This window comes from Corynebacterium vitaeruminis DSM 20294 (assembly GCF_000550805.1).
In the GTDB taxonomy this organism is placed as follows: Bacteria; Actinomycetota; Actinomycetes; order Mycobacteriales; family Mycobacteriaceae; genus Corynebacterium; species Corynebacterium vitaeruminis.
The window spans coordinates 835396-854330 of the sequence record NZ_CP004353.1 but is presented as its reverse complement, the minus strand read 5'-3'; the positions used below and the strand labels follow the sequence as shown (position 1 = coordinate 854330).

21 protein-coding genes are annotated in these 18935 nt (G+C 68.6%); 10 read left to right on the top strand and 11 right to left on the bottom strand.

The genetic code is table 11. From position 1 onward, the window contains the following. Nucleotides 1–21 precede the first annotated feature (21 nt). Both B843_RS04025 and B843_RS04020 read left to right on the top strand, forming a co-directional pair. Complete coding sequence (locus B843_RS04025) at nucleotides 22–375, top strand: nuclear transport factor 2 family protein (protein ID WP_081751488.1); 354 nt, start codon at nucleotides 22–24, stop codon at nucleotides 373–375. Between the two features lie 100 nt (nucleotides 376–475). Continuing rightward, on the top strand, nucleotides 476–1573 hold the full coding sequence (locus B843_RS04020; RefSeq protein WP_025252238.1) for a ParA family protein: 1098 nt from the start codon (nucleotides 476–478) through the stop codon (nucleotides 1571–1573). Here B843_RS04020 and B843_RS04015 read toward each other — a convergent pair. From B843_RS04015 to B843_RS04000, 4 genes are all read right to left on the bottom strand, one after another. Next, nucleotides 1536–2261 (bottom strand): TatD family hydrolase, encoded by a 726-nt coding sequence (locus tag B843_RS04015; RefSeq protein ID WP_025252237.1) that lies wholly within the window; start codon nucleotides 2259–2261, stop codon nucleotides 1536–1538. The two genes, B843_RS04020 and B843_RS04015, sit on opposite strands and share 38 nt — an antisense overlap. Further along, nucleotides 2258–3025: a tRNA threonylcarbamoyladenosine dehydratase gene (locus tag B843_RS04010; RefSeq protein ID WP_025252236.1), complete on the bottom strand. Its 768-nt coding sequence runs from the start codon at nucleotides 3023–3025 to the stop codon at nucleotides 2258–2260. Before B843_RS04010 ends, B843_RS04015 begins: the two co-directional genes overlap by 4 nt. 40 nt (nucleotides 3026–3065) lie before the next feature. Further along, the gene (ppc, locus tag B843_RS04005; protein ID WP_025252235.1) at nucleotides 3066–5720 is read right to left on the bottom strand and encodes a phosphoenolpyruvate carboxylase; all 2655 of its coding nucleotides are present in this window, start codon (nucleotides 5718–5720) and stop codon (nucleotides 3066–3068) included. Nucleotides 5721–5801: 81 nt separating this feature from the next. Next, nucleotides 5802–6197, bottom strand: a complete 396-nt coding sequence (locus B843_RS04000) for a lipoprotein (protein ID WP_025252234.1) — start codon at nucleotides 6195–6197, stop codon at nucleotides 5802–5804. A 63-nt stretch (nucleotides 6198–6260) separates the two neighbouring features. On the opposite strand from B843_RS04000, the gene B843_RS03995 reads away from it, so the two are divergent. The 3 genes from B843_RS03995 to B843_RS03985 are packed head-to-tail and all read left to right on the top strand — an operon-like array spanning nucleotide 6261 to nucleotide 8996. After that, a complete protein-coding gene (locus B843_RS03995; RefSeq protein WP_025252233.1) occupies nucleotides 6261–6557 on the top strand; it encodes a hypothetical protein in 297 nt (98 codons plus the stop codon). After that, a complete protein-coding gene (locus tag B843_RS03990; protein WP_025252232.1) occupies nucleotides 6535–7449 on the top strand; it encodes an ABC transporter ATP-binding protein in 915 nt (304 codons plus the stop codon). The genes B843_RS03995 and B843_RS03990 overlap by 23 nt, the downstream gene beginning before the upstream one ends. After that, complete coding sequence (locus tag B843_RS03985) at nucleotides 7446–8996, top strand: ABC transporter permease (protein ID WP_025252231.1); 1551 nt, start codon at nucleotides 7446–7448, stop codon at nucleotides 8994–8996. The genes B843_RS03990 and B843_RS03985 overlap by 4 nt, the downstream gene beginning before the upstream one ends. Here the strand turns inward: B843_RS03985 and B843_RS03980 are convergent. Both B843_RS03980 and B843_RS03975 read right to left on the bottom strand, forming a co-directional pair. Next, the gene (locus tag B843_RS03980) at nucleotides 8993–9442 is read right to left on the bottom strand and encodes a DUF2231 domain-containing protein (protein WP_025252230.1); all 450 of its coding nucleotides are present in this window, start codon (nucleotides 9440–9442) and stop codon (nucleotides 8993–8995) included. The genes B843_RS03985 and B843_RS03980 overlap by 4 nt on opposite strands. Nucleotides 9443–9481: 39 nt before the next feature. Continuing rightward, entirely contained in the window at nucleotides 9482–11053 is a 1572-nt protein-coding gene (locus B843_RS03975; protein WP_244877352.1) for an aspartate:alanine exchanger family transporter, read from the bottom strand. Nucleotides 11054–11124: 71 nt separating this feature from the next. Between B843_RS03975 and B843_RS03970 the strand changes: the two genes are divergently transcribed. Together B843_RS03970 and B843_RS13205 are read left to right on the top strand one after the other, a co-directional pair. Then, the gene (locus B843_RS03970; RefSeq protein ID WP_025252228.1) at nucleotides 11125–11868 is read left to right on the top strand and encodes an amidohydrolase family protein; all 744 of its coding nucleotides are present in this window, start codon (nucleotides 11125–11127) and stop codon (nucleotides 11866–11868) included. A 7-nt stretch (nucleotides 11869–11875) separates the two neighbouring features. Then, the gene (locus tag B843_RS13205) at nucleotides 11876–12640 is read left to right on the top strand and encodes an SGNH/GDSL hydrolase family protein (RefSeq protein WP_025252227.1); all 765 of its coding nucleotides are present in this window, start codon (nucleotides 11876–11878) and stop codon (nucleotides 12638–12640) included. Here B843_RS13205 and B843_RS03960 read toward each other — a convergent pair. Then, nucleotides 12621–12983, bottom strand: a complete 363-nt coding sequence (locus B843_RS03960) for a DUF488 domain-containing protein (protein ID WP_025252226.1) — start codon at nucleotides 12981–12983, stop codon at nucleotides 12621–12623. The two genes, B843_RS13205 and B843_RS03960, sit on opposite strands and share 20 nt — an antisense overlap. After that, on the bottom strand, nucleotides 12980–13477 hold the full coding sequence (gene smpB / locus B843_RS03955; RefSeq protein WP_025252225.1) for an SsrA-binding protein SmpB: 498 nt from the start codon (nucleotides 13475–13477) through the stop codon (nucleotides 12980–12982). The genes B843_RS03960 and smpB overlap by 4 nt, the downstream gene beginning before the upstream one ends. A 54-nt stretch (nucleotides 13478–13531) precedes the next feature. Here smpB and yczE point away from each other — a divergent pair, with 54 nt between their 5' ends. Then, nucleotides 13532–14188 carry a membrane protein YczE gene (gene yczE, locus B843_RS13770; RefSeq protein WP_034651152.1) on the top strand — a complete coding sequence of 219 codons (657 nt, stop codon included), beginning with the start codon at nucleotides 13532–13534 and terminating at the stop codon, nucleotides 14186–14188. Then, a complete protein-coding gene (locus tag B843_RS13765; protein WP_025252223.1) occupies nucleotides 14188–15363 on the top strand; it encodes an MFS transporter in 1176 nt (391 codons plus the stop codon). Before yczE ends, B843_RS13765 begins: the two co-directional genes overlap by 1 nt. On the opposite strand, the gene ftsX is transcribed toward B843_RS13765, so the two are convergent. The 3 genes from ftsX to prfB are packed head-to-tail and all read right to left on the bottom strand — an operon-like array spanning nucleotide 15323 to nucleotide 18027. Then, on the bottom strand, nucleotides 15323–16219 hold the full coding sequence (gene ftsX, locus B843_RS03940) for a permease-like cell division protein FtsX (RefSeq protein ID WP_025252222.1): 897 nt from the start codon (nucleotides 16217–16219) through the stop codon (nucleotides 15323–15325). The two genes, B843_RS13765 and ftsX, sit on opposite strands and share 41 nt — an antisense overlap. Before the next feature lie 12 nt (nucleotides 16220–16231). Further along, nucleotides 16232–16921, bottom strand: a complete 690-nt coding sequence (ftsE, locus tag B843_RS03935; protein WP_025252221.1) for a cell division ATP-binding protein FtsE — start codon at nucleotides 16919–16921, stop codon at nucleotides 16232–16234. After that, nucleotides 16918–18027 (bottom strand): peptide chain release factor 2, encoded by a 1110-nt coding sequence (gene prfB / locus B843_RS03930; RefSeq protein WP_025252220.1) that lies wholly within the window; start codon nucleotides 18025–18027, stop codon nucleotides 16918–16920. Before prfB ends, ftsE begins: the two co-directional genes overlap by 4 nt. 65 nt (nucleotides 18028–18092) lie before the next feature. Between prfB and B843_RS03925 the strand changes: the two genes are divergently transcribed. Beyond that, nucleotides 18093–18920 (top strand): inositol monophosphatase family protein, encoded by an 828-nt coding sequence (locus B843_RS03925; RefSeq protein ID WP_081751486.1) that lies wholly within the window; start codon nucleotides 18093–18095, stop codon nucleotides 18918–18920. Nucleotides 18921–18935 lie beyond the last annotated feature (15 nt).

Sequence of the window (18935 nt, the reverse complement as noted above, 5' to 3'; positions counted from 1 at the left end):
CGTATCGGGTAGGCTTTCGGCATGGAACAGTTATGGGAAGATTTCATCAATGCGATGGACGCCGGGGACACGGCCACCCTGCGAAGCCTGCACACCCCGGATGCCACGCTCACCCACATGACCGGGCACATTGCCACGCTTGACGAGTGGATGAGGGGCATCGATCGCGGCGACTTCGTCTATCACCGCATCGACGTGCGCGGGGTGGAGTTCGGCGACGGCCGCATCGTCGGCCGGATCACCACGGGGATCACCGACGACGGGTCGGGGCAGGCCTGGCCGCTGCGCGTGGAGATCGACGTGGCAGAAGTCGGCGGGCAGCCGAAGGTGGCGGCCTCCCGGGTGAGCTTGGACCGCTCGCCTTGGCGTCGATAAGCGAAAAACTACCCCCGCGCGAATGGCATGCGGGGATCGGTTGCCATTATCGTGAGAAGGATTTCACGACTCTTGGCCAAGGAACCTCATGACTAACACCGTGCGCACGCTGAGCTTTTTCAACAACAAGGGTGGGGTCGGCAAGACGACGCTGTCGACGAACGTGGCCCACTACTTCGCGCTGCAGGGCCTGCGCGTGCTCTACGTCGACTGCGACCCGCAATGCAACGCCACCCAGCTCATGCTCAGCGAGGACCAGACGGCGGACATCTACGGCTACCACGACGAGGCCGACGACGACGTGGCGTTTCGGCGCTCCCTGTCCCGCTCGGTGGTGTCGCTGTTCCTGCCGCTCATGGAGGGCGAGCCGAGCATCGACCACGAGTTCCTAGCCGTGCGCTCGAAGCGGTTCAAGGTGGACGTCCTGCCCGGGCACCCCGCGCTGTCGCAGATCGAGGACGTGATGAGCGACGCGTGGTCGGCCGCGAAGGGCGGAAAGACCGGCGACTTCCGGCGCATCCACTGGGCTGGGCAGCTGGCCGCGGCGGTGGAGTCCCGCGACGACTACGACGTGATCTTTTTCGACGTCGGCCCCAGCCTGGGGCCGTTTAACCGCACGGTGTTGCTGGGCTGCGACGCGTTCGTGACGCCGACTTCGACGGACCTGTTCAGCTTCCACGCCTTCGGCAACCTCTCGCGCTGGTTCGACGCGTGGGTCGCCGAGTACAGCGAGATCTCCGAGCGGTGCATCGCCGCGTGGGGCGCGCACGCCTTCGACCTAGAGCGGAAGCTCTCCCCGCTGCGGCTGCCCGGGCGCGACGGCCGCGCGCTGCGCTACCTCGGTTACACCACCTTGGAGTACGTCAAGCGCAAGGCCAACGGGCAGGAGCAGCTTGTGGGCGCGTTCGAGCGCTTCCGCGGCCGCTTCGCCGACGAGGCCGCGCGGATCGGGCGCAGCCTGGGCTTCGAGCAGGACGACTACATGATCGGCTACGTCCCGCAGATGCACTCGATGCCCGCCACCGCCCAGGACGTGCACTCCCCCATCGCGGGGCTGGAGTCCTCGGACGGGGTGCGCGGCGCGCAGCTCAACCAGCGCGACAACTACGTGGCCAACATCCACCAGCTGGCCGGCGAGGTGCTCGGGCGCTTCCAGGAAGCTACGCGCCGTACAGCTGTGCCTGCGTCTGCGCAATGACCGGTCGCATGTCGCGGCCGCGCAACTGCGAGATCTTGTCCAGCGTGGCGTGAAGGGCCGCGGTGACCGCCTCAGGGTCCGGCGCGGAGCCGGGGCCCTCGGGCAGGTCGGTCTCGAGCAGGAGGCGCCCGGCCGGGACCTGGCGGACAAACGCCCGCCCGCGCTTGGATTCCAACATGCGGGGGTTGATGGAGACGTAGCCGCCGCGGCGGACCAGCCGGGTGAGCTCGTCGCTCGTGCCCGAGAACCAGTGGAAGACCGGCGTCGCCTGGGTGCCGGAGGCGTCGAGGGCGTCGAGGACGTCGGTGGCCGCGCGCACGGCGTGGATGGACATGACGTGGTGCTCACCTAGGCGGGAGAGGATGCCGTCGAGGACGCGGCGCTGCAGGGGGGCGTTGGCGGCGCGCCGGGGGCCAAGGTCGAGGCCGATCTCGCCGATGAAGCGGGTGCGCGGCAGCGCTTCGGCGAAGACGGCGAGCTCGCCTTCCACCTGGCGTTCATCGGTGATCCACCAGGGGTGGAAGCCCAGCGCGTAGCGGGCCGGGGTCGCCCCCTCCTGGGCCAGGAAGGCCGAGGGCAGGAGGGTCTGTGCGACGACGGCCACCTTGGCGTCGGAAAGCGAAGCGACGATGCGAGCGGGATCGGTGACGAAGTCGAGGTGGAAGTGGGTGTCGAGCAGGACCGTCATTGGGCTGCGAGCGCCTCCTCGCGGGAGCGGTACAGGCGCGGCGGGCGCGGCATGGGCTCGAGGCCGGACAGGCGGCGGATGACCTTGCCCGCGATCATCTGCCCCATGATCGGCGGCATGTAGCTCATGGAGCCGAGGCTCTCGCCCTTAGTGCGGGCGCCGGGCGCGCCGGGTTTTTGCGGCGGCTCGGTGGAATAGAGCACCTCGACGCCCTTGATGCGGCGCTTCTTGCACTCCAGCCGGATCACCTTGGTCAGCGGGCACACGGCGGTCTTGCGCAGGTTGGAAAACTGCAACTGGGCCGGGTCGAGGCGGTTGGCCGCGCCCATGGAGGACAAAAGCGGCACGGCGTGGCTCGCGCACCAGTGGGCGATGGCGAGCTTCTGCGAGACGGTGTCGATGCAGTCGAGCACGTAGTCGGGCCGAGGCAGCGCGTCGAGGGTGTCCGCGACGTTGTCCGGGGTGAGAAAGACCCGGCGCGCGTGGGTGACGCAGGCGGGGTTGATCTCGTGGACCATCCGGGCCATGACCTCGGTCTTGACCTGGCCGAGCGTGGAGGTAAACGCCAGCGCCTGCCGGTTGATGTTGCTTTCCTCGACGACGTCGCGATCGAGCAGGATGAGCGTGCCGACGCCGCTGCGGGCGAGCGCCTCGGCGCAGGCGGACCCCACGCCGCCGAGCCCGATCACCATGACCGTCGCGTCCTTGAGGCGTCCGAGCCCCTCTTCTCCCAACAGCAGCCGAAGCCGTGCGTGACGCTCCACCGCGCCTCCTTCTTTGTTCGTTAGCTCGCGCTAGCCCGCGCTAGCCCGCGTTACGCAGCGCGGTGGCAAGACCGTTCATTGTAACCTGAATCGTCTTGGACACGAGGAAGGAGTCGTCGCCAGCGCGGTAGCGGCGCAGCAGCTCCAGCTGGATGGCGTTGAGCGGCAGAAGGTACGGGTAGCGGCGCTTGAGCGAGCGGGCCTGGCGCTGGTTCTCCGCGGTGAGGTCCTTGTTGCCGGTGACCTCGAGGTAGACCTTCTTGGTCAGCTCGAACTCCTCGGCGATGAGGGTGTAGATGCGGTCGGCGATCTGCTTGTCGTCGACCAGGTTGGCGTAGAGGCGGGCCAGCGAGATCTCGGCCTTGGCCATGACCTGAGCCATGTTGGACATGACCGAGCGGAAGAACGGCCAGTCGCGGTGCAGGGCGCGCAGCTCCTCCCAGCGGGAGGCGTCCTCGCCCGCCCAGCGGGTCACGGCGCTGCCCACGCCGAACCAGCCGGGGACGTTGGTGCGCGACTGCGACCAGGACAGCACCCACGGGATGGCGCGCAGGTCGGAGATGGCGGTGGTCTGCTTGCGGGCGGCCGGGCGCGAGCCCAGGTTGAGGTCACCGATCTCGTGCAGCGGGGTGGACTGGGTGAAGTATTCGATGAAGCCCGGGTCGCCGACGAGCTCCTGGTACTTCTGCCCCGACAGGTCGGACAGCTCGCGCATGATGGCGTAGGCGCGGTCCGGGTCGGCGATCGGCTCGGTGTCGGTGAGCGACGCCACCAGCGCGCCGGAGACGAAGGCCTCCAGGTGGCGGCGGGCGGTTTCGGGTGCGCCGTACTTGGCGGAGATGACCTCGCCCTGCTCGGTGATGCGCACGGAGCCGGACACCGCGCCCTTGGGCTGGGCGAGGATGGCGTCGTAGGTCGGTCCGCCGCCGCGACCGACGGCGCCGCCGCGACCGTGTGCCAGGCGCAGCTCGATGCCGTGGGCGTTGCACAGCTCGACGAGGGCCAGCTCGGCGTCGTAGAGCGCCCAGTTGGCCTGGAGGTAGCCGCCGTCCTTGTTGGAGTCCGAGTAGCCGAGCATGACCTCCTGCACGTCGCCGCGGGCGCGCAGGTGCTCGCGGTAGAAGGGCACCGACCACAGCTTCTCCAGGATCCCGGCGCCGGCCTTGAGGTCGTCGATGGTCTCGAACAGCGGGACCACGTCCACCTCGCGCAGGCCGACCTCCTTGAGCAGCACCATCGGCTCGAGGATGTCCGAGACGGTGCCGGTCATGGAGATGATGCAGTGCGAGACCGACTGCGGGCCGAAGTTGCGCACAGCCTGGGCCGCGGCGCGGAAGATGCCCAGCTCCTTCTCGGTGACCTCGCTCATGGGCGCGGCATCCGGGAACAGCAGCGGGCGCGGGGTCTTGAGCTCCTCGACGAGCAGCGCGATCTTCTCCTCCTCGCCGAGCGCGCGGTAGTCGTCCGAGCGACCAGCTGCGGCGAAGACCTCGGTAAGCACGTTCTCGAAGGACTCGGAGTTCTGGCGCAGGTCGAGCGTGTAGAGGTGGAAGCCGAAGGTGGTCACCGCCGAGCGGATGCGGGCCAGCCGGTCGTCGGCGATGACGTCGTCGTTGAACTGGCGCAGCGAGCGGTCGATGGTGTCGAGGTCGCGCTTGAACTCCTCCGGCGAGGCGTAGGCGGCGGCGTCGACCTGGGCGACCTTCTTGTCGCCGATCTCGTGAAGGTTGGCGCGCACGCGGTTGCGGATGCCGTAGATGGCCCGGCGGTAGGGCTCGTCGACGCGGGACTCCCAGTCGTTGTGGGCGGCGTCGGCCAGCGCCAGGAGCTCCTTGGAGCAGGAGGAGTAGCGGTCCGAGAGCGACAGCTCGCGTTCCAGCTCGCCGAGCTGCTCCTCGTAGAAACGCAGCACGGTCTTAGCGGCGTTGCGGGTGGCGTACGTCAGCGTGCGCGCGTTGACGTAGGGGTTACCGTCGTGGTCGCCGCCGATCCACGAGCCGGGCCGCACCACCGGCACGTCCGGGACCTGCATGCCGAAGGTGTCGCGCATGTTGTGGCGGATCGCGCGGTTGAGCGCCGGGACCTGCTCGAGCAGGGAGAGCTTGTAGTAGCGCAGCCCCACGTCCACCTCGTCCTCCAGGGTGGGGCGGGCGATGCGAATGAGCGCGGTCTGCCACAGCAGCGTGATGCGCAGGTACATCTCGCGCTCGATGCGTGCCATGTCGCCACCGTGGTGGGACTCCTTGAGCAGCTGCTTGATGCGGTTTTGGGTGTCGAAGACGGTGCGGCGGCGGGTCTCGGTCGGGTGCGCGGTGAGCACCGGGGCGACCTTGGCGTTGCGGACGACGGCGGCGGCGTCGGCGCCGGTCACGCCCGCGTCCTTGAGCTTCGCGAACGTCTTGCGCAAAGACACCGGCGCCTCGACGGACTCGTCGGCCAGGTCCTCGGCGAGGTTGGCGATCAGCGCGAAGTAGCAAAACGAGCGCGCGACCAGGTTGGTCTTGGTGATGTCCAGGTCGCGGAAGATACCCATCAAGTCCGTGGGCTTGGCGTCGCCGTGGGCGATGTCGAAGGCCATCCGGCGGGTGGCCTCGACCAGCTCGAATACGTCCTCGCCCTCCTGCTGCGCGATCACCCGCCCCAGCACCCGGCCGAGCAGGCGGATGTCTTCGCGGACTTGATCTGTAGTTGTCACGGGAGGGGCCTTTCTAGCGAAAAATCGAGCGTATAGCGGACATCACTTTAGCAAGCCCCTCCCGCTTCGGGGGTGAAGTTTCTAGAACTCGGGCTCGAGCAGCTTCATCGCCTGCTCGTAGGCCGACTTCGCCTCCTGCTCGCTCATCGGCCCCACGCACTCGCCCGCCTCGGCCGGCATGCCGTCCGAATAGGGCGAGGAATTGCAGAAGTAAAAGTCCTTGCCATCGCTGAAGATGCCGGTCCCGTTCGAGGCGTCTACCGCTTTCATTTCGCCTGTCGACGCTTCGCTGGTGGCCTCCGCGCCGGACGTCTGCTGCGCAGACGCCTCCGACGACGAGGGCACCGCGGCGCTGCTCGACTGAGCCGTGGTCGTGGCGGAGGCGGCGGTCGTCTCGGTCGAGCTGGACTCCTCGTTGGTCGAAGAACAGCCCGCGAGGACAAGCGCCGCGGTGGCAAGAACCAGTAGTCGTTTCATGTACCCCAGAGTAGGGCATGGGCACCGTTGACGCCGATTGATCACGTGCATAGCATTTGAAGTATGCGTACGGGTTCCGACCTTACAGCCCGGGCGCGCATCCGCGACGTGACCGTCGCATCGTTCGCTGACGAGGGCTTTTCCGCCTCCTTCCGCGCCATCGCCGCCCGCGCCGGGGCTTTCGCGGGCCTTGCCACCCCCCACTTCGGGCCCGAGGACGCTTTGCGCACGATCTCGACCTCCTCGCGGCGGCCCACACTCGAATTGTTCACCGAAGGCGTCCTCGCCGACCGTTCGCTGCTCGACGACCACGTCTCCTACCTCGAACGGAGAACTCATGTCCACGGCGATCAAGATTGAGGGCCTTAGGAAGCGCTTCGGAAAGATTGAGGTGCTGCGCGGGCTCGACCTGGAGGTGCCCACCGGCCAGGTGACCGGCTTCCTCGGGCCAAACGGATCGGGCAAGACCACGACGATCCGCATCCTGCTGGGGCTGCTGCGCGCCGACGGCGGCCGCGTCTCGCTGCTCGGCGGGGACCCGTGGGCTGACGCCGTGCGGCTGCACCGCGACATCGCCTACGTGCCCGGCGACGTGACCCTGTGGCCGAATCTCACCGGCGGCGAGGCGATCGACATCCTTACCCGCCTCACCGGCTCCTACAGCGCCACCCGGCGCGAGGCGATGCTGGAGCGCTTCGACCTCGACCCGACCAAGAAGGCGCGCGCCTACTCCAAGGGCAACCGGCAGAAGGTCGCACTGGTCGCGGCGCTGGCCTCGGACGCGAAGCTGTTCATCCTCGACGAGCCGACCAGCGGGCTGGACCCGCTCATGGAGGCGGCGTTCGCGGAGTCGATCCGGGAGATCCGCGCGGACGGGCGCTCGGTGCTGCTGTCGAGCCACCTGTTCGGCGAGGTGGAGAAGCTGGCGGACACGGTCGCGATCATCCGCGACGGCGCGACCGTCGAGGCGGGCACCATGTCCCAGCTGCGCCACCTCGCGCGCACGCAGGTCGCGGTGGTCCTCGACGGCGGGCCGGGGCGGCTCGACCAGGTGCCGGGCGTGCACGACTTAGGCGTCGACGGCGATCGGGTAACGTTCGCGGTCGACGAGGCTGACCTGCCCGGCGTGCTGGCGGCAGTCTCGGCGTTGGGCCCGCGCTCGATCGTGGCCAACCCGACCTCCTTGGAGGAGCTGTTCCTGCGCCACTACGGCGACGAGCTCGCCGCCTTGTCCAAGGGGGCACGGTCATGACCGGGCTATCGACGATGATCCGGCTGGTGCTGCGGCGCAACCGGGTCCGGCTCGTGGTGTGGCTGGTCGTCCTCGTGGGGATGTACCAGTACATCGTTTCCTACTACAAGCAGACCTTCACCACGCAGGCCTCGCTCGATGAGTTCGCGGCGCTGTCCGCCAGCCCCGGCATGCGGGCCATCACCGGCCTGTCGCCGGCGGCGAACACCATGGGTGGCGCCGTGTGGACGAAGGGCTGGATGACGGTGGCGCTCGCGATCGCGATCGGGATGGTCTTCCTGGTCACCCGCTCCGGGCGGGCCGACGAAGAGACCGGGCGCACCGAGCTGCTGCGCTCCAAGGCACTCGGCGTGCACGCCTACTCGGCGGCGGCCTGGCTCGTCTACGGGACGCTTAGCCTGCTCGTCGGCGCGGGGCTGACCGCGGTGTCGTGGGCGGGCGGCTTCGGGGCGTCGGGCTCGCTGGTGCTTGGCGGGGCGACGTTCGGCGCGGGCCTGGTGGGCCTGGGCGTGGGCGCGCTGGCCGGGCAGCTGGCGGCGACCTCGCGCGGGGCAAACTCGCTCGGCTCGGCGGTGATCGTGGTGTTCTACATGCTGCGCATGAGCGGCGACATGGGCGACGGCACGCTCACCTGGGCCTCCCCCATCGGGTGGGCGCAGCAGATGCAGCCCTACGCGGCCAACCGCTGGTGGCCATTCGCGCTCCTCGTGCTGCTCGCGGCCGCACTCCTCGGCGTGGCCTGGGTGCTGGAGGCCCGGCGCGACTTCGGCGCGGGGCTGCTCCCCCAGCGCCACGGGGCCTCGCACGCGCCCGCCCGCTGGGCCACCCCGCTCGGGCTCGAGCTGCACCTGCAGCGCAACCCGATCATGGGCTGGACGCTGGCGGTGGCGCTGTCCGGGCTCATGTTCGGCTCGGTGGTCACGGCCATGACCGACCTGTTGGATGACACGAACGTCGCCGCCCTCCTGCGCGGCGAGGGGGTCAAGGCGCTGGTGAGCCTGTTGGTGTCGATGATGGCGCTGCTCACGCTGGTGTTCGCGATCCAGATCACGGTCTCGCTGCGCAAGGACGAGGCGACGGGGCTCGTCGACGCGCAGATCACCCGCGCGGTCTCCCGCGCGCGCTGGGCGCTCGAGCGGCTGCTCATCCCGGCCGTGTGGTCGGCGGTACTCCTGCCGCTGGGCGGCGCGGTCATCGCCGCCAGCTACGACCGCTCGCAGGTGGGCCGCCTCGCGCTCGCGGCGCTCGCGTACTGGCCGGCGGTCATGGTGCTGGTCGGGCTCAGCGTTTTCCTGTGGGGCTTTGCACCCCGCTTGTCGACGCCTACGGCCTGGGGGCTCATGGCCGCGATGTGGTTTCTCACGATGTTCGGCGAGGTCTTCCGCCTGCCGGAGTGGTTCCTCAACGCCATGCCGCTGGCGGCGACCCCCTACATGCCCTTCGAGGAGATGAGCTGGACCCCGCTGGTGGTGATGACGGCGATCGCCTGCGCGCTCACGGCCGCCGGCGTGTGGCGGTTTACCACCCGCGACATCCAGACCAACTAGTGGGTCCAGGTCTGGACCGCGCCCTCGTGGCCGGTCATGACGGTGGTGACAATGACGGCGATCGCGGCGATGGCCGCGAGCACCTTCAGTATCGTCGCCGCCGTCTTCGACTTGCCCAGCCAAAGCAGGACAACCAGCACGACGACGAGGGCGGCGAAGGCAAAGACGGAGGCCGTCATGTAGTTGGCGAACTGGGCGTGGTCGGCGAGCTTGCCGGGGTCCTCCTCGGAAAAACCCATCGCCTTGAGCAGGCCCTCTCCGGTGGAGCGGGCGAGGATCGTCGAGGCCACCGCGAGGACGGCGAAGCAGCCGTTGGTCACGCGCCAGGCCTTCGTGTCGGGGCGGACGAGGGAGACTAGGAAAACGAGGGCCGCGACGGGGACGGCGACGACGGCGAGGTGGACGAAGAGCGGGTGGGCGGGGATGCCGCCGATATTTTCAAGCATGGTGCGAAACTAAACCCGCGCCGGGGACTTCGCAACTTTTTAGCCCATGAGTGCCAAAACGTGGGTGATGAGGATCTTGGCGATCATCGCCGCCGGGTACACCATGGCGTAGCCGAGCTCGACCCGCTGGTCGGTGTGGGTGCGGTTGTTGGCGAACGCCAGGATCGCGGGCTGGGTCTGCGCACCGCCCAAGATGCCAGCGGTCTTCGTCGCGCCGATGTGCAGGACCCGGCGCATGACGATGGCCAACCCCGCGGCCACGATCGTGGTGATCACGGCGCCTAGGAGCAGCAGCTTCCACCACGCGTCGGACTCGAAGGCGCCCAGGATCTGCCCGCCCGCGTTCGTGCCCGCCTGGGCGAGGAAGAGCAAAAGGCCCAGCTCGGCGAGCACGGTGTTCGCCGAGTGCGGCAGCGCCGTGATGAGGCTGCCCACGCGCCCGATCCGGCCCATGACCAGCGCCACGATGAGCACGCCCGCCGCCGCGCCGAGGCTTAAGGAAAAGCCGCCCGGCAGCGGGATGGCGAGGTGGCCGACGTACATGCCCGCGGCCAGCCCCAGCCCGAGCGAGACGGGGTTGATGTCGGTGAGCCCCTGGGAGGAGTCGCCCAGGTACTCCGAGATCTCGCGCATGTGCTCGACTGGGGCCACGACGCGCACGCGGTCGCCCAGCTCGACGACGAACTCCGGGACGGCCACGCGGTCGTGGTCGGCGCGGCGCACGCGCGAGATTCGCGCGCCCCAGCGGGAGGTGAGCTCCCGGTTGAGGTCGTCGATGGTGTGCCCGGCCAGCTGGTGCTGGGAGATGGTGATCCGCCTGAAGTCGAGGTCGTGGCGGTCCTCGGTGAGTGCTTGCGGGGACTCCCGGCCCGCCGTCTTCAGCACCGCCTCCAGGTGCGCGGGCTCACCCACCAAGGTGATGACGTCGCCCGGGAAGAGGATGTCGAACATGCCGGGCAGCTCCACGTCGTTACTGCCCACCCGCCGCAGCCTGGTCACCTGCACGCTGTTGCCGCCGATGTCGACCACCTCCGCCACGCTCATGCCGCCCTTGCGGGTGACCTGCAGGTTGACCTGCACCACCGGCACCGCGGTGTCGTCGTCGTTTCCGGCACCGCGCAGCACGAGCACCGTGGCCACCATCATGCCGACGACGCCGAACAGGTAGGCCACCGCATAGCCGACCGTGGCCTGGGCGTCGTCGCCGGTGGCCTCCGTCGCCGCCGCGAGCGCCGGCGTGTTGGTGATGGCGCCTGCGAACGCGCCGGAGACCATCGCGATGTCGAGGTGGAAGGCGTAGATACCCAGCCCCCACGCCGCGACCGCCGCGGCGGCGAACACCCCGATCATGCTGAGCACGGGCGCGGTCGCGGTGCGCAGCGACTTGAAAAACGTCACGCCGGAGTTGTTGCCGATCCCAAACGCGAAAAGCACCAGCCCCAGCGTTCCCACCAAGGGCGGGACGCTCACCCCGGAAACGACCGCGGAAAACGCGATGCCGAGGAACAACACCGCGGCCGCGCCGAGGCTGATGCCGCGGACCTTGAAGCTGCCGAGCGCCATGCCGACGCCGATGAGCACGAAGACGAGCAGGAGGGGCTGCTCAGCCAAGTAGTGAAGCACGTTTCCATCATGGCACTAGCCCGCCATGGCCGTCGACAAGCGACAAGTAAACTGGTCGCATGATTGACGTATTCGACACCCATCTGCACATCATCGACCCCGCCCACCCGCTCATCGAAAACCAGGGCTACCTGCCGGAACCGTTCACGGCGGCCGACTACCTTGCCTACCCGCTGGGCGAGTTTCGGATCACCGCCGGCGCGGTCGTGTCCGGCTCCTTCCAGGGCTTCGACCAGGGCTACCTCGCCGACGCGCTGGCCGAGCTGGGGCCGACGTTCAAGGGGGTGACCCAGATCCCCGCCGACACCCCGGACGAGGAGATCCTGCGGCTTGACGGGCTCGGCGTGCGCGCGGTGCGGTTCAACCTCAAGCGTGGCGGCTCGGCAGAGGTCGCCGACCTCGACCGGCTGGCCCGGCGCGTCAACGAGGTGGCCGGCTGGCACACCGAGCTCTACGTCGACGCCCGCGAGGCCGGGCCGCTGAAGGACACGCTTAAAAGCCTGCCCGCGGTGAGCATCGACCACCTCGGCATGCACGAGGACGGCCTGCCGCTGCTGCTCGAGCTCGTCGAGGCGGGCGTGAAGGTCAAGGCCACCGGCTTCGGGCGCATCGAGATGGACCCGGCGCGTGCGATGCGCGCGATCCTCGACGTCAACCCCGGCGCGCTCATGGTGGGCACCGACCTGCCGTCGACGCGCGCCAAGCGCCCGTTCGAAGTCCACGACTTCGAGATCATCGCCGAGGTCGCCGGCGAGCACGCGCCCGCCGTGTTCTACGACAACGCCGCGGCCTTCTACGCCTAGGACTCGCATGCAGACGCTGTTTTCCTTCGGCCCCCTGCTCGACCCCGCGCTCCAGGAGGAGGTGTTCGGCGAGGCGCTCGGCTACGTGCCGGCCTCCACCCGCCACGGGGAGGGCGGCCTGGTCGCGCTGGAGGACGGCCAGCTCTCGCTCGCCGACGGCCGCTTCGGCGTGCGCCGCCGGGTGGCGCTCGCGGACGGCAGGCTCGCCTGGGCTTACCTGGATCCGAGGCCGTTCGCGGCGGCGAAGAAGGTTGCGGTCTTAGGCGACTCGATCGCGTTTGGGATGTCCGACCCGTCCGGGGGCTGGGCGGCGCGGCTGGCCAGCCACGTCCCGCGCCTGTGGAACCTGGCGATCCCCGGCGAGACGATGGCTCGCCTGGCCACCTACGGCCCAGGTGAGGCCACGCGCCGCGACGTGGACACCGCAGTCGTCTCCGCGGGCGGCAACGACATCGCGGGCGGGGCGGAGCCCGAGCAGGTGCTGGCCGACCTCGAGGCGATCGTCGCCCCGCTAGAGGCCGCCTGCGTGCGCGTGGTCGCCCTGGGCCCGACGTGGATGGACGCGGACCGCGCCGAGGCGGAGTTCGGGCTGCCCGTGCGCACCGACGCGCTGGAGCGCCTGCGCACGCTCATGGTGCGCTGGGGCGATCGGACCCACCGCGACGTCATCGACCTGTGGGAGCCGCTGCGCGGGCGCACCGCCCTGCTCGCCGACGGGGTCCACCCCACCCGCGAGGGCCACGCCGTGCTGTTTAGCGAGCTTTTTCGTTAGCCCAGTCGCGCAGGATCTCGGCGTGGTTGATGGCGCGGTCCTTCGCGGCGTACAGCAGCGTCGCGTCCCCCAGTTGCAGGAGCTTTTTGACGTCTTCGTTTCCGGCCGCGAACGCCTCGTCGAGCTCCGCTCGGTACCTGGCCGCAAACTCCTCGAAGCGGTCCGGGTCGTGCCCGAACCACTTCCGCAGCCCCGGCGAGGGGGCGATGCCCTTCAGCCACAAGAAGCCCTCCGTGTCGGCCTTGGACACCCCGCGCGGCCACAGGCGATCGCAGATGACCCCCGTGCCGGTGACCGAGTCGGTGCCACGGAGGACGTCGTGGATCTTCGCCGCCGTGATCACGCCTTGATCCCCTTCACGCGGCGGCCCAGCTCGCGGACGACCTCGCGCTCCTCGGTGCGGCGCTTGATGTCCTGGCGCTTGTCGTAGTCCTGCTTGCCCTGGGCCAGCCCCAGCTCCAGCTTGAGGCGACCGTCCTTGAAGTAGAGCTTGAGCGGGATAAGCGTCTTGTTGCCGTCGCGGACCTTGCCCATGAGCGAGTCGATCTCGCGGCGGTGGAGCAGGAGCTTGCGGGTGCGCTTGGGCGAGTGGTTGGTCCAGTGCCCCATCGAGTACTCGGGGATGTGGAGGTTGCGCAGCCACACCTCGCCGTCGTCGATGGTGGCGAAGGCGTCGGTGAGCGAGGCCTTGCCCTCGCGCAGGCTTTTCACCTCGGTGCCGACCAGCACGACCCCGCACTCGTACGTCTCGAGGATCTTGTACTCGTGCCGCGCCCTGCGGTTGGTGGCCACGACCGGATTGTTACCCGCCGTTTGCTTCTTGTTCTTCTTCGCCATGATGCCCCCATACTACTTGGCCGCCGAATAATCCATACTGTTGAATGTCTCTTCGTGACTCGACTGGCAAACCTGGGTCCCGTGGAGCAGATCCGCGCGGGACGATTCCCCCGGCGCTTCGCTCAGCTCATGGTGGGGCTGAGCCTTTTCGGCCTGGGGCTGGCGCTCATCATCGTCTCCGGCCTGGGCGCCCCGCCGTGGAGCGTGCTGGAGGTCGCGGTCGCGCACCGGGCGGGTCTTTCGGTGGGCTCGGCGAACATCATCATCTCCTTCCTCGTGCTCGCCGCCTGGGTGCCGCTGCGCATCGTGCCGGGGCTGGGCACCGTGCTCAACGCGATCTGGATCGGGGTGAGCATCGACGCCAGCATGCGCTTCCTCGCCGCCCCCGACCCCTGGTGGGCGAAGGCGCTCATGATGGCGGTCGGGATCGTCGTGGTGGGTTTCGCCAGCTCCTTGTACATCGGCGCCCAGTTCGGCCCCGGCCCGCGCGACGGGCTCATGACGGGGTTGCACTCCCGCTTCGGGTGGTCGATCGCGCGCGTGCGCATCGGGTTGGAGGTCGCGGTGCTGGCCGCGGGCTGGCTGCTCGGCGGCCCGGTGGGGATCGGCACGGTCGCCTACGCGGCGTTCCTCGGCCCGATCATCGGCGCGACGCTCGCGCCGTGCATCGTCCCGCTCGGGGACCTCGAGGACTCGGAGGTAACCGACTGATGTTTCGCCAGCGCAACACCCTCGCCCTGTTCGCCGCCATGCTCGTCGCCGCGATCGGCAAGGGCGTCTACCTGTCCGTCTCGGTGATCTTCCTGCTCACCGTCGTGGGGCTCAGCCCCGCGCAGGTGGGCGCGGGCACCTCCGCCGCGGCCGTGTGCGGGCTGGTGTTCAGCTTCCCCATCGGCGTGCTCGCCGACCGCATCGGCCAGAAGCCCACCCTGTTCGCGCTCATGGCCGTCGAGGCGGCGGCGATGGGGTCGTTCGCGCTCACGCACAGCTTCTGGCACTTCGTCGTGAGCGTGTGCCTGTTCTCCGCTGCCTTCACCGCGTCGTTCCCGGTCACGCAGTCGATCGTCGCGGTCATCACCACCGAGCGCGTCAAGGCGATGGCGGTCATCCTCGCGCTGCGCAACCTGGGCATCGGGGCGGGCTCGATCATCGCGGTGCCCTTCCTCAACTCCGGCTCCGAACACACCGGCCGCCTCGTGCTGGCGCTGGTCTCGGCGAGCATGGCGGTGGCGCTCATCGGCATCGGGCTGATCCGCGTGCCGCGCGAGGTGCGCTCGGCCCCGCTCGGTCAGGCGTTCGCGGCGCTGCGCGACGTGCGCTTTGCCACGCTCGCGCTCTTGGTCAACGTGCCCACCTTCGTCATCCACATCATGCTCATCGGCATGCCACTGTGGATCACCGCCAACGGCGTGCTCTTCCACCGCTTCGTCGCCATCGGGCTCGTGGTGAACACGCTGGTCATCGTGGTCGCGCAGCTGCCGATCACGGGGCTGGTCACGGGGCTTCGCCGCGCCCAAGTCGCGCTCTACTTCGCGGGCTTCGGCCTGCTCTTAAGCTGCAGCCTGCTCGCTTACGGTTTGCTTTCCGACGCCTACGGCTTGCTGGTCGCGATCGTCATCGTGGTGGTTACGCTCTTGGCGGTGACCGAGTGCGCGCAGACCAGCGCCTCGTGGACGATCTCCTACGCGCTGGCCCCGGCCGAGCAGCGCACCACCTACCTAGCGCTGTTCAACATGGCGTTCTCGGTGGTGGAAATCATCGCGCCCCTGGTCATCTCCACGTGGGTGATGGACCAGGGGCGAGTGGGCTGGCTGACGCTCGGCGTGGTGCTTTCCGTGGTGAGCGTTATTTCCGGACGTAGAAGCGCAGCGTCGCCTGCGCGGTGACGGCGGCAAACAGGATGCCGACCACCGCGATGACCGGCAGGACCGCCCAGATGTCGGCGGTGGTCACCGGCGCGATGAGCTGCGCCTGGTAGAGCGAGCGCAGGGTCTTGTCCACCACCCACGCCTTGCCGAGGAACAGCGCGCCGCCGGCGAGCACCGAGCCGATGACGGCGCCGATGACGGCCTCGATGACGAACGGAGCCTGCGTGTACCAGCGCGAGGCGCCGACCATGCGCATGATCGAGATCTCCTCGCGGCGGTTGAACGCCGCGATCTGGACCATGTTGGCGATGAGGAAGATCGCCGCCAGCGCCTGCACGCCCGCGAACAGGAAGGTGGCGTTGCGGATGGAGTCGAGGTTGTCGGTGGCGCCGCGCAGGTCGTCGGCCTGGTCGACGACGTCGGTCACCTGAGACATGTCCTTGATGCCCTCCAGCGGCTTGGTGTCGAGCGGGTCTGCCAGGCGCACGTGCAGTGCGGCGGGCAGGGCGTCGGGGCTGGTCTCCTGGACGAGGACCGGGTCGGAGTCCTTGAAGACCTCCACGAAGCGCTGGTAGGACTGCTCGCGCGAGTAGTACTCGATGGAGGTGATCCCGTCGCGGCTCTCCAGGGTGTCCTTGACCTCCTTGCAGGCGTCCGATGAGCAGTCGGGGTCGTTGGCGGAGATGTCGTCGTCGAGCTGAACCATGACCTCCACGCGCCCGAGGTAGATCTCCTTGGTCTTCTCCGTCATGTGGGTGACGAGGAAGCCCGTGGCCAGAAGCGCCAGCGAGATCGCGGTGGTGATGATGAGCGCGACGGTCATCGTGATGTTGCGGCCAAGGCCGGTAAATGCCTGGCGGAAGACGTATCCCATGTTTTCCCCTTCCTACTGGGCCTCGCCGTAGACGCCATGGGCGTCGTCACGCACAAGCTTGCCGAGGTTCAGCTCGACGACTCTGCGTCGCATGTCGTTGACGGCGCGGGCGTTGTGGGTGGACATGACCACGGTCGTGCCGGTCCGGTTGATCTGGTTGAGCAGGACCATGATGTCGTTCGACGTGTCCGGGTCGAGGTTGCCGGTCGGCTCGTCGGCGAGCAGCAGCATGGGGCGGTTGACGCTCGCGCGCGCGATGGCCACGCGCTGCTGCTCGCCGCCGGACAGCTCCTGCGGCATGCGGGTGGCCTTGGCGGCCAGCCCCACCATCTCGAGGGTCTCGGGCACCAGCCTTGCGATCTTGTCCTTCTTCGTGCCGATCACCTCGAGCGCGAAGGCGACGTTGTCGTAGACGTTCTTCTGCTGGAGCAGGCGGAAGTCCTGGAAGACGTAGCCGATGCGCTGGCGCAACTGGTTGATCTGCTTGCCGCGCAGCTTGTTGACGTGGAAGTCGGCCATGCGGATGTCGCCGCTGGAGACGTTGGTCTCGCGGATGAGCAGCTGCAGGAAGGTGGACTTGCCGGAGCCGGACGGGCCGATGAGGAAGACGAACTCGCCCTCGTCGATGGTCAGCGAGATGTTGTCCAGCGCGGGGCGCGTGGAGGTCTTGTACAGCTTGGTGACGCGGTCGAAGGTGATCATGAGGCCTCCTTGTTCAGCTCGGCCATCCGCCAGCGGATGCCCTCCTCGAGGAACTTGTCGATGTCGCCGTCAAGAACCTTGGTGGGGTCGTTGACCTCGTAACCGGTGCGCAGGTCCTTGACCATCTGGTACGGGTGCAGGACGTAGGAGCGCATCTGGTTGCCCCAGGAGGCGTTGCCGCCAGCGCCCAAGGCGTCGAGCTCGGCACGCTCCTCCTGGCGCTTGCGCTCGAGCAGCTTCGCCTGGAGCACCCGCATGGCGGACGCCTTGTTCTGGATCTGCGACTTCTCGTTCTGGCAGGTGACCACGATGCCAGTGGGGATGTGGGTCAGCCGCACGGCGGAGTCGGTGGTGTTGACCGACTGCCCGCCCGGGCCGGAAGAGCGGTAGACGTCGACGCGGACCTCGGAGTCGGGGATGTCGATGTGGTCGGTCTGCTCGACGACGGGCAGCACCTCGACCTCGGCGAAGGAGGTCTGGCGGCGGCCCTGGTTGTCGAACGGGCTGATGCGCACTAGGCGGTGCGCGCCCTGCTCGACGGAGAGCTGGCCGTACATGTACTCGCCGTGGACGACGAAGGTGGCGGACTTGATGCCCGCTTCCTCGGCGCAGGAGATGTCGTAGACGTCGACCTTGTGGCCGTTCTTCTCCGCCCAGCGGGTGTACATGCGCATGAGCATCTCGGCCCAGTCGGCGGCGTCGACCCCGCCCGCGCCGGAGCGGATGTTGATGACGGCTTCGCGGGCGTCGTACTCGCCGGACAGCATGGTCTTGACCTCGAGGGACTCGATCTCCTCGGTGAGCTCGGCTAGCTCCTCGTCGGCCAGCTCCGTTCCCTCGCCTTCCTCCTCGGCCAGCTCGTACATGACCGGGACATCACCCAGGCGCTGGCGCAGGCCGCTTAGCTTCTTGAGCTGGGACTGGACGCTGGACAGCTCGGAGGTGACCTTCTGCGCGTGGTCGGGGTCGTCCCACAGGCTCGGGTCGGCCGCCTGCGCCTCCAGCTCGCGAACCCGCGTCGCCATCTCTTCGGGATCCATCACCTTTTCGATGGAGGTTAAGGTGGCGTCGAGCCTGGCTAGTGCAGCTTGGGTATCCGGTCGCATGAACATACATCTTACTGAAGGGCGCAAACCGGCACGCGAGGTGGCCGTGTTGCACAATAGAGGGCATGAGTTCACTCAGCGACATGATTGCCACGATCACCAAGACCTTTGCCATCGCCCACGACAAGGACTCGGACGAGCACCTCGCCCAGGCGCTGGTCTACAACGCGGGGCGGCTGGCGTGGCGCATGCGCGAACAAGGTGTCACGGTGGACCAGAAGACCTCGATCAGCGACGTGGTCACCGACGCCGACCGCGCGGCTGAGCGCTTCGTCGCCGGCGTGCTGGAGATCCTGCGCCCCGAGGACGGCCTGCTCGGCGAGGAGGGCGCCTCCCGCGAGGCGAAAAGCGGGCGCACCTGGGTGGTCGACCCGGTCGACGGCACCTTCAACTTCACCTCCGGCTCCGACTACTGGTGCTCCGCCCTCGCGCTTGCCGAGGGCGATCCGGACAACCCGGAGCGCCTGCTGTTCGGCGCCGTCCACCGCCCCGCCATGGGCTACACCTGGTTCGGCGGCCCGGAGATCCCCACCACCCGCGACGGCAAGCAGGTGAAGGTCTCCGGCGCCGACGCCGCCCACCTGTGCCTGGGCACCTACCTGCACCCCACCTACCTGGCCAACGACGAGCTGCGTTCGGCGTGGCTGAAGGTTCCCGGCCAGTTCGCTTCCTGGCGCATGCTGGGGGCGGGATCGGTGGACCTGGGCTCGGTCGCCGACGGCACTCTCGGCGCCTGGATGCAGCACACCGTGGCCGCCTGGGACTGGCTGCCCGGCCGCGCGCTCGTGGAGGGCGCGGGCGGCGCCGCCACAAGGATCGAGTCCGGCGGCGTGACCTGGTCCGTGGCCGGAACGAAGCCCGCCGTCGACGCCATCACCGCCGCACTCGCCTAAATAGAAGGAGACCCC